Origin of the sequence: Streptomyces sp. NPDC006393 (assembly GCF_040628575.1) — a bacterium.
Classification (GTDB): domain Bacteria; phylum Actinomycetota; class Actinomycetes; order Streptomycetales; family Streptomycetaceae; genus Streptomyces.
The window spans coordinates 26,770-42,353 of sequence record NZ_JBEXZD010000071.1 but is presented as its reverse complement, the minus strand read 5'-3'; the positions used below and the strand labels follow the sequence as shown (position 1 = coordinate 42,353).

General features: G+C 72.1%; 14 protein-coding genes. 1 reads left to right on the top strand and 13 read right to left on the bottom strand.

Going from position 1 to position 15,584, the window contains the following annotated elements; all coding sequences use genetic code 11:
- Positions 1-126: 126 nt before the first annotated feature.
- The 13 genes from nusB to ABZ484_RS25640 all read right to left on the bottom strand — a co-directional run bounded on the left by nusB (position 127) and on the right by ABZ484_RS25640 (position 13,135).
- Positions 127-570: a transcription antitermination factor NusB gene (gene nusB / locus ABZ484_RS25700; protein WP_358868279.1), complete on the bottom strand. Its 444-nt coding sequence runs from the start codon at positions 568-570 to the stop codon at positions 127-129.
- 2 nt (positions 571-572) lie between these two features.
- Positions 573-1,139: an elongation factor P gene (gene efp / locus ABZ484_RS25695; RefSeq protein ID WP_358868278.1), complete on the bottom strand. Its 567-nt coding sequence runs from the start codon at positions 1,137-1,139 to the stop codon at positions 573-575.
- A gap of 47 nt (positions 1,140-1,186) precedes the next feature.
- On the bottom strand, positions 1,187-2,293 hold the full coding sequence (locus ABZ484_RS25690; RefSeq protein ID WP_358868277.1) for an aminopeptidase P family protein: 1,107 nt from the start codon (positions 2,291-2,293) through the stop codon (positions 1,187-1,189).
- Between the two features lie 156 nt (positions 2,294-2,449).
- Entirely contained in the window at positions 2,450-3,340 is an 891-nt protein-coding gene (locus ABZ484_RS25685) for a Pro-rich N-terminal domain-containing protein (RefSeq protein WP_358868276.1), read from the bottom strand.
- 164 nt (positions 3,341-3,504) lie between these two features.
- Positions 3,505-4,596: a 3-dehydroquinate synthase gene (aroB, locus tag ABZ484_RS25680; RefSeq protein ID WP_358868275.1), complete on the bottom strand. Its 1,092-nt coding sequence runs from the start codon at positions 4,594-4,596 to the stop codon at positions 3,505-3,507.
- The gene (locus ABZ484_RS25675; RefSeq protein ID WP_358868274.1) at positions 4,593-5,111 is read right to left on the bottom strand and encodes a shikimate kinase; all 519 of its coding nucleotides are present in this window, start codon (positions 5,109-5,111) and stop codon (positions 4,593-4,595) included. The genes aroB and ABZ484_RS25675 overlap by 4 nt, the downstream gene beginning before the upstream one ends.
- Positions 5,108-6,292 (bottom strand): chorismate synthase, encoded by a 1,185-nt coding sequence (gene aroC / locus ABZ484_RS25670; protein ID WP_358868273.1) that lies wholly within the window; start codon positions 6,290-6,292, stop codon positions 5,108-5,110. Before aroC ends, ABZ484_RS25675 begins: the two co-directional genes overlap by 4 nt.
- Before the next feature lie 204 nt (positions 6,293-6,496).
- On the bottom strand, positions 6,497-7,336 hold the full coding sequence (locus tag ABZ484_RS25665; protein WP_358868272.1) for a shikimate dehydrogenase: 840 nt from the start codon (positions 7,334-7,336) through the stop codon (positions 6,497-6,499).
- Positions 7,317-9,044, bottom strand: coding sequence for an endolytic transglycosylase MltG (gene mltG / locus ABZ484_RS25660; protein WP_358868271.1), 1,728 nt, complete (start codon positions 9,042-9,044; stop codon positions 7,317-7,319). The genes ABZ484_RS25665 and mltG overlap by 20 nt, the downstream gene beginning before the upstream one ends.
- A gap of 121 nt (positions 9,045-9,165) precedes the next feature.
- Positions 9,166-9,630 (bottom strand): Holliday junction resolvase RuvX, encoded by a 465-nt coding sequence (gene ruvX, locus ABZ484_RS25655; RefSeq protein WP_030166481.1) that lies wholly within the window; start codon positions 9,628-9,630, stop codon positions 9,166-9,168.
- 14 nt (positions 9,631-9,644) lie between these two features.
- Complete coding sequence (gene alaS, locus ABZ484_RS25650; RefSeq protein ID WP_358868270.1) at positions 9,645-12,317, bottom strand: alanine--tRNA ligase; 2,673 nt, start codon at positions 12,315-12,317, stop codon at positions 9,645-9,647.
- Complete coding sequence (locus ABZ484_RS25645) at positions 12,317-12,676, bottom strand: hypothetical protein (protein WP_358868269.1); 360 nt, start codon at positions 12,674-12,676, stop codon at positions 12,317-12,319. The genes alaS and ABZ484_RS25645 overlap by 1 nt, the downstream gene beginning before the upstream one ends.
- Positions 12,677-12,685: 9 nt before the next feature.
- A complete protein-coding gene (locus tag ABZ484_RS25640; protein WP_306188528.1) occupies positions 12,686-13,135 on the bottom strand; it encodes a DUF948 domain-containing protein in 450 nt (149 codons plus the stop codon).
- Positions 13,136-13,310: 175 nt separating this feature from the next.
- Here ABZ484_RS25640 and ABZ484_RS25635 point away from each other — a divergent pair, with 175 nt between their 5' ends.
- On the top strand, positions 13,311-15,581 hold the full coding sequence (locus ABZ484_RS25635; protein WP_358868268.1) for an AAA family ATPase: 2,271 nt from the start codon (positions 13,311-13,313) through the stop codon (positions 15,579-15,581).
- The last annotated feature ends 3 nt before the right edge of the window (positions 15,582-15,584 follow it).

Sequence of the window (15,584 nt, the reverse complement as noted above, 5' to 3'; positions counted from 1 at the left end):
CCCAGTGCCAGCAGGAAGAAGGTGATCGGTTCGATCGTGATGGTGCAGTCGGGGCGGCGCGAGGGTTCGGCGCAGCGACACCGCTGCGGGCCCTCCGGCGTGTCTGCGCGTGTCGCGCTCGCTCCCCTACGCCTCGCTGCTCGCGTCGCGGCGCAGCGAGGGCTTGAGGTCCTTCAGCCGGCCGAGCAGGCCGTTGACGAACGAGGGCGACTCGTCCGTGGAGAACTCCTTCGCCAACTGCACCATCTCGTCCAGCACGACGGCGTCCGGGGTCTCGTCGACCCAGATCAGCTCGTAGGCGCCGAGTCGCAGGATGTTGCGGTCGACGACCGGCATGCGGTCCAGCGTCCAGCCGACCGCGTACTGCGCGATCAGCTCGTCGATGCGGGTCGTGTGCTGGGCGTAGCCCTCGACCAGCTGCATCGTGTACTCGCTCACCGGCGGCTGCCGGGTGTCGCTGCGGGCGTGCCGGATCCAGTCCGCGAGGACGGTCAGGACGTCGACGCCGCGCTGGTCGCCCTCGAAGAGGATCTGGAAGGCACGCTTGCGGGCCGTGTTGCGGGCAGCCACGGTTAGCTGGTCACCCGGCCAAGGTAGTCGCTCGAACGCGTGTCGACCTTGATCTTCTCACCGGTGGTGATGAAGAGCGGGACCTGGATCTGGTGGCCGGTCTCCAGCGTGGCGGGCTTGGTGCCGCCGGTGGAGCGGTCGCCCTGGACGCCCGGCTCGGTCTCCTGGATGGTCAGCTCGACCGCGGCGGGCAGCTCGACGTAGAGAACCTCGCCCTCGTGCTGGGCGACGGTGGCCGTGAAGCCCTCGATCAGGAAGTTGGCGGCGTCGCCGACGGCCTTGCGGTCGACGTGGAGCTGGTCGTAGGTCTCCATGTCCATGAAGACGAAGTACTCGCCGTCCATGTAGGAGAACTGCATGTCGCGCTTGTCGACGGTGGCCGTCTCGACCTTGACGCCGGCGTTGAAGGTCTTGTCGACGACCTTGCCGGAGAGCACGTTCTTGAGCTTGGTGCGCACGAAGGCCGGGCCCTTGCCGGGCTTGACGTGCTGGAACTCGACGACGGACCAGAGCTGGCCGCCTTCGAGCTTGAGCACCATGCCGTTCTTGAGGTCGTTCGTGGAAGCCACGGTTGCGGAATCTCCTGGACTGACGTGGACGACCCCGGGGCACGCGCCTACAACGCGAGCAGCTCCTTGGTCGTGATGGTGAGTAGCTCGGGTCCGCCGTCCGCCTCGGGGCGCACGACGAGCGTGTCATCGATCCGGACACCGCCCCGGCCCGGGAGGTGGACCCCCGGTTCGACGGTGACCGGCACGCAAGCGTCCAGTTTACCCATGGCCGCGGGGGCCAACTGCGGGTCCTCGTCGATTTCGAGTCCGACACCGTGCCCGGTGAGCGGCTGAAGGCCCTCCGCGTACCCGGCGGAGTCCAGGACCTGACGTGCCGCGCGGTCCACGTCCCGGTAGGCGGCGCCGGGTGCCAGCGCCTCCCGGCCGGCCCGCTGAGCGGCGAAGACCAGGTCGTAGAGCTGGATCTGCCAGTCCGCCGGGGAGGTGCCGATCACGAACGTCCGGCCGATCTCGCAGCGGTATCCCCGGTAGGCCGCGCCCAGGCACACGGAGAGGAAGTCGCCCTCCTCGACGCGGCGGTCCGTGGGGCGGTGACCGCGGCGGCCCGAGTTCGGGCCGGTGGCCACGGACGTGGGGAAGGCGGGGCCGTCGGCGCCGTGGTCGACCAGCCGCCGCTCCAGCTCCAGTGCGAGATGCCGCTCCGTGCGGCCCACGAGGATGGACTCCAGCAGTTCACCGAGGGCCTGGTCGGCGATCTCGGCGCCGATTCTCAGACAGGAGATCTCCTCCTCGTCCTTGACGACTCTGAGCTGCTCCACCGCGCTGCCCAGGTCGGCGAGGCGGATCCGGGGGGCCACCGAGGCGAGGGCCCGGTGGCGGGCCACCGTGAGGTGGTGCTCCTCGACGGCGAGCGACTCGGCACCCTGGGACTGGGCGACGTCGGCGGCGGCGACGGCCGGGTCGCCGCCGGGCTGCGGCAGGACCTGCACCCCCAGCGCCTCGTCGGGACGTCCTTTGTGGGGCCGGTCGTCAGGTGGGCCCTGGCACAGCAGAAGGTCCTCGCGCTTTCCGAGGAGCAGGACGGCACCGTGCGGGGCCGCGCCCGCGAGGTACCGCACGTTGGCGGGTCGAGTCACCAGCGCCGCCGCGCTGCCGCCCGCGTTGCAGCGCTCCCGTAGCCGGGTTCGGCGGGCCGCGTACACCTCTGACATGAACCGAGCGTAAGAGTCGTGGCCGGATATCGCCGTTCGGGAGGGGCCGAGTGGGGGTGCGCGTGCCTTCCGGGGAACTGCTCGGGACGGGGAGGCCGCGCACCCTGGCTGGGGGCGCAGCTGTGTCACGGAGGCGCCGCGGCCACGGCGGCTCCGTCACCAGGTCGGCGGGCTGGCTATGGCTCTGGCCAGGACCTCGTCCAGGAGGTGGGCGGTGGTGGGGATGTCGAGCTGGGAGTTGTCGATGATGGGGAGGCCGGAGCCGTACCAGCCGGCCATGCGGCCGTGGATGCGGGCGACCTCCTCGTCGGTGAGGCGGCGGTTGCCGGAGCGCTCGGCGTTGCGCTCCAGGACGACGTCCAGGCCGGGGAGCAGCACGACCGGGAGCAGGCCGGGCCCGACATGGCGTTTCCAGCCTCCGAGGCCGACGACCGGGCGGTCGGGGAACACGGCGTCGTCGAGGATGCAGGAGATGCCGTTGGCGAGGAAGTTGCGCGCGGCGAAGCCGCAGGTCCGGCGGGCGAGACGGTACTGCGCCTCGGAGTGGTCGTTCCACCCCGACTGCGGGTTGGCGAAGCCGGAGCGGACCCACTCACGGACGTCGTCGAGGCTGATGTGCGCGGTGGGGACCCGGCGGTGCTCGGCCCAGTGCTTGGCGACGCTCGTCTTGCCGGCGCCGGCGGGTCCGATCAGCAGCACCGCGAGGGTGGTGGTGGTCGGGTCGGGCGCGGTGTGGGCGGGCGGTGCGGCCGGGAAGGCGACCGGGCCGCCGGGCGGCAGCCTCACGTGGCCGGTGGCGTCCGGTGGAGGCGGGGGGGCCTGCACCGGTGGCCCGGGCGGAACCGGTGGCTGCGGTGCCGTCGGCGCTCCGGGACGTCCCGGTGCCGGGGGCGGCGGGGGTACGGGGGCCGAGCCCTGGTGCGGGCCCGGGTGGTGCGCACCGGGGTGGTACGGACCCGGGTGGTGTGCGGCCGGCGGCCAGCCCGCGGCCGGTCCGTGCCCCGGCTGGTGGGGCGGCGGCAGCGGCGAACCCACTGCGTGCTGCATCCGGTGCCACTCCGTCTCGTACAAGGCAATGGGCGCTGGCGGCGGGCCCGTCCCGCTTCCCTACCGAACGGTACCGTCCCCGGCCGCCGTTTGGTGAACGGCCGGGGACGGCCCGAAGTGCCCGTCGGCGCACGGCGTATCGGACGGACCGCCCTTCGGGGGACTTACTGCCCCACCTCGCCGTAGGCGGCGAGCAGCACGGCCGGGTCCGGGCCCTCCAGGACCGTGGGCTTGGCGAGACCGTCGAGGACGATGAAGCGCAGCAGGTCGCCGCGCGACTTCTTGTCGACCTTCATCGTCTCCAGCAGCTTGGGCCACTGGTCGTAGCGGTAGTGCAGGGGCAGGCCGACGGATTCGAGGACCGTACGGTGGCGGTCCGCCGTCGCGTCGTCCAACCGGCCTGCCAGACGGCCGAGTTCGGCGGCGAAGTGCATGCCCACCGACACCGCGGCGCCGTGCCGCCACTTGTACCGCTCGTTCTTCTCGATGGCGTGGCCGAGGGTGTGGCCGTAGTTGAGGATCTCGCGCAGACCCGATTCCTTCAGGTCGCTCGACACGACGTCGGCCTTCACCCGGATGGAGCGCTCGATCAGCTCGGCGGTGTGCGGGCCGGCCGGGGTGCGGGCCGCCTCGGGATCGGACTCGACGAGGTCCAGGATCACCGGGTCGGCGATGAAACCGGCCTTGATGACCTCGGCCAGGCCGGACACGTAGTCGTTGACCGGGAGGGAGTCCAGCGCGGCCAGGTCGCACAGCACGCCCGCGGGCGGGTGGAAGGCGCCGACGAGGTTCTTGCCCTCGGCGGTGTTGATGCCGGTCTTCCCGCCGACGGCCGCGTCGACCATGGCGAGCACGGTGGTCGGGATGGCGATCCAGCGCACTCCGCGCAGCCAGGTGGCGGCCACGAAGCCCGCGAGGTCGGTGGTGGCGCCGCCGCCGACGCCCACGATGACGTCGGAGCGGGTGAACCCGGACTGGCCGAGCGCCTTCCAGCAGTAGGCGGCGACCTCGGCGGTCTTGGCCTCCTCCGCGTTGGGCACCTGGATGGCGACGGCCTCGAAGCCCTGCTCGGCCAGTTCGGCGCGGAGCGCGTCACCGGTCTCGGCGAGCGCCTCCGGGTGGATCACCGCGACCCGCTTGGCCTTGTCGCCGACCAGACCGGTCAGTTCGCCCAGGAGCTGACGGCCCACCAGGACGTCGTAGGGCTCGGTGCCCGCGGTGCCGCCGATGTGGATCCGCGTCACTGCCTCGCTCATGCTTCCTTCAACTCCAGTGCGTCCAGAACGGATTGCGTGACTTCCTCGGGCGTCCGGCCGTCGGTGGTCACCACGGCCGTGGCGACCTCCTCGTACAGGTGCCGGCGGGCCTCCATCAGCTCGCGCCACTGCTTGCGCGGGTTGACCGCCAGCAGCGGGCGGGCCGCGTTCAGCCCGGTGCGCTTGACGGCCTCCTCCACGTCCATCGACAGGTAGACCACGCGCGCTCCGGCGAGCAGCGCGCGCGTGTCCGGGTCGAGGATCGCGCCGCCGCCCAGTGCCAGCACACCGTCGTGCTCGGCCAGCGCCCGGCGCACCGTCCGCTTCTCGATCGCCCGGAAGGCGGGCTCGCCGTCGTCGACGAAGATCTCGGCGATGGTACGGCCCTGCTCGGTCACGATGTCGTCGTCGGTGTCCCGGTAGCCGAGCCCGAGACGGCCGGCCAGCAGATGCCCGACGGTGGACTTGCCCACGCCCATCGGACCGACCAGGACGACGACCGGTGTCGCGCTCATCGGACGGACAGGTTGTCGAGGTACGACCGGACGTTGCGGCGGGTCTCGGCCACGCTGTCGCCGCCGAACTTCTCCGCCACCGCGTCCGCCAGGACCAGGGCCACCATCGCCTCGGCGACGATGCCGGCCGCCGGGACGGCGCACACGTCGGAGCGCTGGTGGTGGGCCTGGGCGGGCTCGCCGGTGGCGACGTCGACGGTCCGCAGCGCCCGCGGCACGGTCGCGATCGGCTTCATCGCGGCCCGCACCCGCAGCAGCTCACCGGTGCTCAGCCCGCCCTCGGTGCCGCCGGAGCGGCCCGTGGCGCGCTTGATGCCGTCGGCGGTGGTCAGGATCTCGTCGTGGGCCTGGGAGCCCGGGACGCGCGCGAGGTCGAAGCCGTCGCCGACCTCGACGCCCTTGATCGCCTGGATGCCCATGAGCGCCGCCGCGAGCCGTGCGTCCAGCCGGCGGTCCCAGTGCACGTGCGAGCCGAGGCCCACCGGTACGCCGTAGGCCAGCACCTCGACCACACCGCCGAGGGTGTCGCCGTCCTTGTGGGCCTGGTCGATCTCGGCGACCATCGCCTTCGACGCGTCCGCGTCCAGGCAGCGCACGGGGTCCGCGTCCAGCTTCTCGACGTCCGCCGGGGTCGGGTACACGCCGTACGGCGCCCTGGCCGCCGCCAGTTCGACGACGTGGCTGACGATCTCGATGCCGGCCGTCTCCTTCAGGTACGACCGGGCCACCGCGCCGAGGGCCACCCGGGCGGCGGTCTCCCGCGCGGAGGCCCGCTCCAGGATCGGCCGGGCCTCGTCGAAGCCGTACTTCTGCATGCCCGCCAGGTCGGCGTGGCCGGGGCGGGGGCGGGTCAGCGGGGCGTTGCGCGCCAGCTCGGCCAGCTCCGCCGGGTCGACCGGGTCGGCGGCCATGACCTTCTCCCACTTCGGCCACTCGGTGTTGCCGACCATGATCGCCACCGGCGAGCCGAGGGTGAGGCCGTGCCGGACACCGCCGAGGAAGGTGACCTCGTCGCGCTCGAACTTCATCCGGGCACCGCGTCCATAGCCCAGGCGCCGCCGTGCGAGGTGGTCCGCCACCATCTCCGTGGTGATCGGCACGCCGGCGGGAAGGCCCTCCAGCGTCGCCACGAGTGCGGGTCCGTGCGACTCCCCCGCGGTCAGCCAACGCAACCTGCTCAACGGTGCTCCTCATGCTCGCGCCTGGAACTGCGACGGCGCGACCGGGTGCGCGGCCCGGGCCCGCCACCTACGATCCTCCCACGTCCGGGCTCCGGGACCGGCCGCCGGTCCAGCAGGCGGACGGGGAGCGGACAGGCGGCGGACGGCCCCGACGCCGGACCGGGTGTCCGGTATGCGCCCTCGGCCGGTCGCCGGCGGCGGGGGTCAGCGCTCCGCGAGCGCCTTCTCGCCCGCCCGGCGCATGGCGTCCAGCGGGGCGGGGGCGCGGCCCGTCATCTGTTCCACCTGGAGGACCGCCTGGTGGACCAGCAGGTCGAGACCGCTGACGACGGCGCCGCCGGCCAGGGACCAGCGGGCCGCGAGGGCGGTGGGCCAGGGGTCGTACAGGACGTCGAAGAGGGTCGCGGGCCGCTCGGGTACGGCCGTGGCGAGGGCGTCGGTCGTACCGGCCGGGGTGGTGGCGATGACCAGGGGGGCGCGCAGGGCGTGCTCGGCATCCGACCAGTGCGCCGTACGGACCTCCACGCCCAGTCGCTCGCCCCACTGGCGCATCTCGGCCGCGCGGGCCTCGCTGCGCACATAGGCGACGACCTCGCCGGTGCAGACGCGGGCGAGCGCGGCCAGCGCGGAGGAGGCGGTGGCGCCGGCGCCGAGGATCGCCGCCGATTCGACCTGTTCGATGCCGTGCTCGCGCAGGGCGGCGACCATGCCGGGGATGTCGGTGTTGTCCCCGGTGCGCCGCCCGTCCTCGGTGAGGACGACCGTGTTGACCGCCTCGACGGAGGCGGCCGTGTCGCTGATCTCGTCGAGCAGCGGGATGACGGCCCGCTTCAACGGCATGGTCAGCGACAGCCCCGCCCACTCGGGCCCGAGCCCCTCGAGGAAGGCGGGCAGTGCTTCCTCGTCGATCTCGAACCGGTCGTAGGACCAGTCGGCGAGCCCCAGTTCCTCGTAGGCCGCGCGGTGCAGCACCGGGGAGAGGGAGTGGGCGATAGGCGAACCGAGCACGGCGGCCCGGCGGGCGTCAGTTGCCCGAGCTGGCATCGAACTTGTCCTTGAGCTTCAGGAATTCGGCGTACGTCTTGGCGAACTCGGTCTTGTTCATGCCGTCGGTCGCCACGAAGTAGATCCAGCCCTCGTCGGTCGGGTTCAGCGCCGCCTTCAGTGCGTCGTCGCCGGGGTTTCCGATCGGTCCGGGCGGCAGGCCCTTGTGGGTGTAGGTGTTGTACGGGCTCTGGTTGCTGTTGATCTCTTTTTCGCTGATGTGGATGTTGCTCTCGCCCTTCAGGTAGTTGAAGGTCGAGTCGAACTGCAGCAGCTGGTTGGTCTGGGTGTTGGTCGGCTTCAGGCGGTTGTAGACCACCTCGGCCATCATGCGGAAGTCGTCGTGCGTCTTGCCCTCGGCCTGGACGAGGCTCGCGACCGTGACCAGCTCCAGCGGGTCGGAGAGGCCGAGGTCCTTGGCCTTCGCGGGCAGGTCGTAGCGGTTGTAGGCCTGGTCGGCCTGTTCGACCATGTTCCGCAGGACCGTTTCGGGCTTCATGCCCTTGGCCGCGGGATAGGTGCCGGGGTAGAGGAAGCCCTCCAGCGGATCCATGATCTGGCTGCTGTTGTTCGCCCAGCCGGGCAGGCCGAGGGACTTGTACTGCTTCACGGCGATCTTCTTGGTGGTGCCGTCCGCCAGGTCGAGCTGCTTGTCGATCGCCTCGTACACCTGGGCGTTGCGTTCGCCCGGCTTGACCAGGACGTTGCTCTGACTGCTGGGATCCAGCATCAGCGCCACGGCGCTCGCCGCCGACATCTGCTTCTTGAGCTGGTAGGCGCCCGCCTGGATCTGCTTGCCCTTGGGGTTGTCCGACTGGGCCGCCACGAAGGCGTCGACGCTCTTGACGACGCCCGCCTTCTTCAGCTCGCGCCCGATGTCGTAGCCCCCGGCGCCCGGCTTGATCTCGACGGTCACAGTCTCGTCGGTGCCGTTGCCCGCGTAGTCCGGCGCCGGGCCGAAACGATTTTGGTAGAACTGGTACCCGTAATACCCGGCACCGGCCACGCCGCCGCCGAGCACCAGCGCGACGACCAGGCAGGCGCATCCGTTGCGGCGCTTCTTGCCGCCCTTCCCCTTGCCGCCCCGCCCCTTGCGGTCGCCGCGGCCCCGGCCCTCGTCCGGGTCGTCGCCGTCGGGATCGTCCTCGTCGTCGCCGCCCGCGAAGAAGGCGTGGTCCTCCTGGCCGGGGTCGGGCTCCGGATCCCAGTCGGGTCGCTGCTCGGGTTCGGGGGCCGCCCTGCGGTTCGGCGGCTCCGGCGGCGGATAGGCGTCGGGGGTGCCGTAGAGGTCGGGCTGCTCGGCGCCGTAGGCCATGGCCTGCTGGGCGTACGGGTCCGCCGGGTCGGCGGCGTACGGCATCTGCGGCTGGGCTCCGGTGCCGTCCCAGCCGCCCTGGTGCTGCTGGTGGTACTGCTGCTGTTCCTGGGCGTGGGGTGCGTACTGCTGGTCGTACTGCTGGTGGCCCTGGTGACCGTAGTGCGGGGGCTGCTGGGCGCCCTGTCCGCCGTACTGCTGGTGCTGTCCGTCGTAGCCGGCCTGCTCCTGACCCCACTCTCCGTAGTACGGCTGCTGCGGATGGTGCTGCCGGCCGCCGTAGGCGGACTGCGGGGCGGGGTGGCCCTGCTGCCCTTCCCATCCGCCGTCCCCGTACAACGGGTCCTCCGGATGCCACGGTTCGGAGCCTGGGCCCCGGCCATACTCAGTCATCGATCCCCTAGAGCCGCGAGGCGGCCGCCACGCGGCCCTTCGTCCGGCTGCCGTGCCGCCTCTTGCTGTGCGCCGGCTGTTCGAACACCGGCGCATCGCGCGGAACGTTACCGTATCGCGATCAGATGACCACTTCGACGCCCTCGCCGGGTGCATTGCCTGACACTCGTTCGGATTCCAGGGCCTGCTGGAGAATGATCACCGCGGCGGCCTGGTCGATCACGGAGCGTCCCTTCTTGGACTTCACCCCGGAGGCCCGCAGTCCCTGACCGGCCGTCACGGTGGTCATCCGCTCGTCCACCAGGCGCACCGGCACCGGGGCGATGCCCTTGGCCAGCTCGCCCGCGAAGGCGCGGACCTTGACCGCGGCCGGGCCCTCGCCCCCCTTGAGGGAGCGAGGGAGGCCGACGACCACCTCGATCGGCTCGTACTCCTCGACGAGCTGCCGCAGGCGGCGGTGGGCCGCCGGGACGTCCCGGCCGGGGACCGTCTCCACCGGGGTGGCGAGGATCCCGTCGGGGTCGCAGGACGCGACCCCGATCCGGGCGTCCCCGACGTCGATCGCGAGCCGGCGGCCTCTGCGCATGTCCGACCGTTTCCTTACTTGGCGGTTTCGGCGACGAGGCGCTCGACGGCGTCCACGGCCTCGCCGACGGCGGCCGGGTTCTGGCCGCCGCCCTGGGCGACGTCCGGCTTGCCGCCACCGCCGCCGCCGAGGGTCTTGGCGGCGGTACGGACCAGGTCACCGGCCTTCAGGCCGCGCTCGCGGGCGGCCTCGTTGGTGGCGATGACCGTCAGGGGCTTGCCGCCCGTGACCGTGAAGAGGGCGACGACCGCGGCCCGGCCGCCCTGGATGCGGCCGCGCACGTCGAGGACCAGCTTGCGCAGGTCGTCGGGGGTCGTGCCGTCGGGCACCTGGCCGGTGACCACGGCCACGCCGCGCACGTCCTTGGCGGACTCGGCCAGACCGGCGGCGGCCTGGAGGACCTTCTCGGCGCGGAACTTCTCGATCTCCTTCTCGGCGTCCTTCAGCTTGCCGAGCATGGCGGAGACCTTCTCCGGCAGCTCCTCCGGGCGGCCCTTGATCAGCTCTTGGAGCTGGGCGACGACCGTGTGCTCACGGGCGAGGAAGTTGTAGGCGTCCACGCCGACCAGGGCCTCGATACGGCGCACACCGGAGCCGATGGAGGACTCGCCGAGCAGCTTCACCAGGCCCAGCTGGGCGGTGTTGTGCACGTGCGTGCCGCCGCACAGCTCCTTGGAGAAGTCGCCGATGGTCACGACGCGGACCCGCTCGCCGTACTTCTCGCCGAACTCGGCGATGGCTCCCTGCTTCTTGGCCTCGTCGATGCCCATGACCTCGGCGCTGACGTCGAGGTCGCGGGCGAGGACCTCGTTGATCTTCTGCTCGACGTCGGTCATCACGGCCGTCGGGACGGCCGACGGCGAGCCGAAGTCGAAGCGGAAGCGGCCCGGCTGGTTCTCCGAGCCGGCCTGGGCGGCCGTCGGGCCGAGAGCGTCGCGCAGGGCCTGGTGGGTCAGGTGCGTGGCCGAGTGGGCGCGGGCGATGGCCTTGCGACGGCGGTTGTCGATGGAGGCGTGGGCCTTGGCGCCGACGGTCACCTCGCCGACCTGGACGACGCCCTTGTGGACGTACACGCCCGGCACCGGCTTCTGGCAGTCGCGGACCTCGATCACGGCACCGGAGTCGACCTTGATCCGGCCGGTGTCGCCGATCTGGCCGCCGCCCTCGGCGTAGAACGGGGTGCGGTCGAGGACGACCTCGACCTCGTCGCCCTCGGTGGCGGCCGGGGAGGAGACGCCGTCGACGAGGATGCCGACGATCGTGGTCTCGCCCTCGGTGTCGGTGTAGCCGATGAAGTCGGTGGCACCGGCGGAGTCGGCGATCTCGCGGTAGGCGCCCATGTCGGCGTGGCCGGTCTTCTTGGCCTGGGCGTCGGCCTTGGCGCGCTCCCGCTGCTCCTTCATCAGCCGGCGGAAGCCCTCCTCGTCCACGGCGAGGCCCTGCTCGGCGGCCATCTCCAGGGTGAGGTCGATGGGGAAGCCCCAGGTGTCGTGGAGGAGGAACGCCTTGTCGCCGGAGAGGACGGTGCCGCCGGCCTGCTTGGTCTCGGTCACGGCGGTGTCGAGGATGTTGGTGCCGGCCTTCAGCGTCTTCAGGAAGGCGTTCTCCTCGGCGAGGGCGACCTTCTCGATGCGCTCGCGGTCGGTGACCAGCTCGGGGTACTGCTGACCCATCATCTCGATCACGGTGTCGAGGAGGTCCTTGACGACCGGGCCGGTGGCGCCGAGCAGGCGCATGTTGCGGATGGCGCGGCGCATGATGCGGCGCAGGACGTAGCCGCGGCCCTCGTTGCCGGGGGTGACACCGTCGCCGATGAGCATGGTGGCGGTGCGCATGTGGTCGGTCACGACACGGAGGGAGACGTCCGAGGCGTGGGCGTCGCCGTAGCGGACGCCGGTCAGCTCGGTGGCCTTGTCGATGACGGCCATGGAGGTGTCGATCTCGTACATGTTCTGCACGCCCTGCAGAATCATGGCGAGCCGCTCCAGGCCGAGGCCGGTGTCGATGTTCTTGCTCGGGAGTTCGCCGAGGATCTCGAAGTTGTCCTTGCCGGTGCCCTCGCCGCGCTCGTACTGCATGAAGACGAGGTTCCAGATCTCCACGTACCGCTCGTCGTTGACGGCGGGGCCGCCCTCGACGCCGAACTCGGGACCGCGGTCGTAGTTGATCTCGGAGCAGGGGCCGCACGGGCCGGGCACGCCCATGGACCAGTAGTTCTCCTTCATGCCCAGGCGCTGGATGCGCTCCTTGGGCACGCCGACGACCTCGTGCCAGATGCGCTCGGCCTCGTCGTCGTCCAGGTAGACCGTGATCCACAGGCGCTCGGGGTCGAGGCCGTAACCGCCCTTGTCCTGGGGGCTGGTGAGCAGCTCCCAGGCGAGCTTGATGGCGCCTTCCTTGAAGTAGTCGCCGAAGGAGAAGTTGCCGCACATCTGGAAGAACGTGCCGTGGCGGGTGGTCTTGCCGACCTCTTCGATGTCGGGCGTGCGCACGCACTTCTGCACGCTGGTGGCGCGCGGGAAGGGCGGCTTGACCTCACCCAGGAAGTAGGGCTTGAAGGGCACCATGCCGGCCGGGACGAGGAGCAGAGTCGGGTCGTCCGCGATGAGCGACGCCGAAGGGACGACGGTGTGCCCGCGCTCCTCGAAGAAGCTCAGCCAGCGGCGGCGGATCTCAGCCGACTCCATCAGTGGTCCTCATTCCGGTTGTACGAGTACGTCGGGTACGTCGAGCCGTCGACGTACTTCGGGCTGTTGTGGTTCTCGATGGCGGCGTGCCGCCGGGGTACGGGGAGTTCGGGGCCGGCGGGCGCGTCGATGCCGAGCGCCTCGCCGAGTTCGGCCTCCCGCTGGGCCATGTTGTCGCGGACGTCGAGCGCGAAGCCCACGGCGCGGTCCTTGAGCCGGTGCCCCGCCTCGAGCGCCTTGTTCGCCGCGGTCGCGGCGACGCTCTCGGGGGTCAGCTGCCTCAGCTTGCGGTTGACCTTGGTGGTCGCCCACACACCGGCGGCGACACCGGTGGTGAACCAGAACGTACGGCGGAACATCGCTAGTCCTTACTTCTCCCGGTTGTTCCGCTTCCCCCGCCGCGCGGCCGGGACGGTGCGGCCCACGATCACCGTACGCCTCGAGGTCCTGGCGGGCACGTCCTCCTTGCGGCCGCCCAGCGCCCGGCGCACGCCGTAGCCGAAGGCCGCGACCTTGACCAGCGGGCCGCCGAAGGTGGAGGCGACGGTGGTCGACAGCGCGGACGCGTTCGAGGTGACCTCCTGGACGTCGGAGGCGATCGCGTCGACGCGGTCGATCTGGGTCTGCGCGGAGCGCACCGCCCGGGACGCGTCGGCCAGCAGCGGAACGGCCTGGTCGGTCACGTCCGCCACGAGCTTGGTGGTCGCCCTGAGCGTCTGGGCCAGCCTCGCCAGCGCCACCGCGAGGAAGGAGACCAGGATCGCCCAGAACACGGCCACCAGGATCCCGGCCACCTCTCCACCGGACACTGTGCGCACCCGCTCCCTGAAACGTGCCTGAACAACGAGTCTGAACATCGAGAACATCGAGAAAGTCGTGCCCCGAGCCTATCGCGCCGGGGGTGGGGCTCCGTACCGGATTAACGCGTGTGCGCGGCGGGGCGCGGAGAAGCGATTGTACGGACCGAACACGCTTCAGTACGCTCCGTGTTCCATGCGAGACGGCATGCATGATTCCACGCCGGGCTCCCGGCCCGAGGGGGACGGCACGGGCGCATCGGGGAGCGGCGCGGGCACACCGGTGGACGGCGCGGGCACACCGGGGGACGGCACGGACGAACCGGGGAGGGACCGGGTGGGCAACCTGCCCGTGGAGCTCGACGCCTTCGTGGGCCGCTCGGCCGAACTCGGCGCGCTGGCGCGGGCGCTCGACGCCGCGCGGCTGGTGACGGTGACGGGCGCGGGCGGCGTGGGCAAGTCGCGGCTCGCGGCGCGCGCGGCGGCCAGGTCGGCGCCCGCGGACGGGGTGTGGCGGGTGGAGCTGGCGGCGCTGCGGGATCCGCGGTTCGTCGATCACGCCGTCATGGAGGCGCTCGGCCTCACCGACCACACGACACGGCCGCCCCGCGAGACCCTGCTCGGTCATCTCGCCCGCCGCCGGCTGCTACTGGTCCTCGACGGCTTCGAGCACCTGGCCGACGCGTGCGCCGAGCTGGTGGCCGAGCTGCTGCGGCGGGCGCCGGACCTGACGGTGCTCGCCGTGGGACGCAGGCCGCTGGGCGTGGCCGGCGAGCGGCTGTTCCCGCTGGCGCCGCTGGCCGAGGAGGACGCCGCCCGGCTGCTGGCCGCGCGGGCCGCGCAGCAGGGCGTGACGGTCGCCACCGACGATCCGGCGGTACGGGAGGTGTGCCGTCGCCTGGACGGGATCCCGCTCGCCGTCGAGCTGGCCGCGGGGCGGCTGCGGGCGCTGTCGCCCGCCCGGCTCCTGGAACGGCTGGAGGACCGGTTCCGGCTGCTGACCGGCGGCGGCCCGGACGCCCTGCCCCGGCACCGGACCCTGCGCACCACGATCGGCTGGAGCCACGAGCTGTGCGCGCCCGGGGAGCGGCTGCTGTGGGCGCGGCTGTCGGTGTTCGCCGGGCCGTTCGACCTGGAGGCCGCCGAGTACGTGTGCAGTGGCGACGGGCTGCCCGCCGAGGACGTCCTGGACGTGCTGGGCGAACTGCTCGCGCAGTCGGTGCTGACCCGCGAGGAGACACCGGCCGGCGTGCGCTACCGGATGCTGGACACGGTCCGCGCCTACGGTGCCGACTGGCTGGCGGCGGCCGGGGACGCGGACCGGCTGCGGCGACGGCACCGCGACTGGTACGTCGGCCTGGCCACCTGGTGCGAGCTGGAATGGTTCTCGCCCCGGCAGGCCGAGGTGGCCGGCCGGATCGAGGCCGAGCTGCCGAATCTGCGCGAGGCCCTGGAGTACTGCCTGACCGGCCCGGACGAGGCGCATCTGGGCCAGTACCTGGCGGGCAGCCTGTGGTTCTGCTGGGCGGGGTGCGGGCGGCTGGCGGAGGGCAGGCACTGGCTGGCGCGCGCGGTCGAACTGGACGGCTCCCACGAGCAGTCCCGGCTCAAGGCGCTGTGGGTGCTCGCCTACGTGGCGATCCTTCAGGGCGACACGGTGCCGGCGCTGGCCGCGCTGGAGGAGTGCCGCCGGACGGCCGAACGTTCCGCGAGCGCGCGGGCGCTCGCGTACACGGAGCACCGCACCGGCTGTCTGGCGCTGGTCTCGGACGACATGGAGCGCGCGGAGACGCTGCTGCGCTCGGCGCTGGAACGCTACCGGGAACTCGGCGAGCTCAACAGCGCCGTGCTGATGGGCCAGGTGGAGCTGGCGATGGCCCGGGCGTTCCAGGGGGATCTGCCGGACGCGGTGCGGCTGTGCGAGGACGTGCGCCGGGTGTGCGAGGACCACGGGGAGCGTTGGACCCGTGCCTACGCGCTGTACGTCCTGGCGTTCGCGGCCTGGCGGAAGGGGAAGCCGGGCCAGGCCCGGGAACTGCTCGTGGACTGTCTGGGCAGCGCGCACGGTTTCCGTGACCTGCTGGGGTCGGTGCTGGCGGTGGAACTGCTGGCGCTGGTGACGGTGGCCGAGGGCGACGCGGCGGAGGCGGCGGTGCTCCAGGGCGCGGCGGGCGGGATGTGGCCGTCGGTGGGGCTGCGGCTGTTCGGGTCGGTGTACTACAACGCCCCGCACGAGCTGTGCGAGGCGACGGCCCGGAACCGGCTGGGCGACGAGCGGTACGAGGAGTGCGTGCGGCAGGGGGCGGCGCTGGGCCGGGAGGAGGCCGTCGCGCGGGCGCTGCGGCGGACCGGTGCGCCGTCGCCGGGGGCGTTGCCGGCCCAGCGCGGACCGGAGGACCGTGGGAGGGCGGACATGCGTCAGCCCGCCGCCTCGCCCACCCGGAAGGGCGGGGAGACGGCGGGCTGAGCC

What these genes read in the sequence shown, in the direction of transcription:
- ABZ484_RS25635 (WP_358868268.1), top strand. Translation starts at nt 13,311, where the DNA reads ATGCGAGACGGCATGCATGATTCCACGCCGGGCTCCCGGCCCGAGGGG.
- ABZ484_RS25675 (WP_358868274.1), bottom strand. Translation starts at nt 5,111, where the DNA reads ATGAGCGCGACACCGGTCGTCGTCCTGGTCGGTCCGATGGGCGTGGGC.
- ABZ484_RS25665 (WP_358868272.1), bottom strand. Translation starts at nt 7,336, where the DNA reads ATGCCAGCTCGGGCAACTGACGCCCGCCGGGCCGCCGTGCTCGGTTCG.
- ABZ484_RS25645 (WP_358868269.1), bottom strand. Translation starts at nt 12,676, where the DNA reads ATGTTCCGCCGTACGTTCTGGTTCACCACCGGTGTCGCCGCCGGTGTG.
- alaS (WP_358868270.1), bottom strand. Translation starts at nt 12,317, where the DNA reads ATGGAGTCGGCTGAGATCCGCCGCCGCTGGCTGAGCTTCTTCGAGGAG.
- ABZ484_RS25685 (WP_358868276.1), bottom strand. Translation starts at nt 3,340, where the DNA reads ATGCAGCACGCAGTGGGTTCGCCGCTGCCGCCGCCCCACCAGCCGGGG.
- ruvX (WP_030166481.1), bottom strand. Translation starts at nt 9,630, where the DNA reads ATGCGCAGAGGCCGCCGGCTCGCGATCGACGTCGGGGACGCCCGGATC.
- aroB (WP_358868275.1), bottom strand. Translation starts at nt 4,596, where the DNA reads ATGAGCGAGGCAGTGACGCGGATCCACATCGGCGGCACCGCGGGCACC.
- mltG (WP_358868271.1), bottom strand. Translation starts at nt 9,044, where the DNA reads ATGACTGAGTATGGCCGGGGCCCAGGCTCCGAACCGTGGCATCCGGAG.
- ABZ484_RS25690 (WP_358868277.1), bottom strand. Translation starts at nt 2,293, where the DNA reads ATGTCAGAGGTGTACGCGGCCCGCCGAACCCGGCTACGGGAGCGCTGC.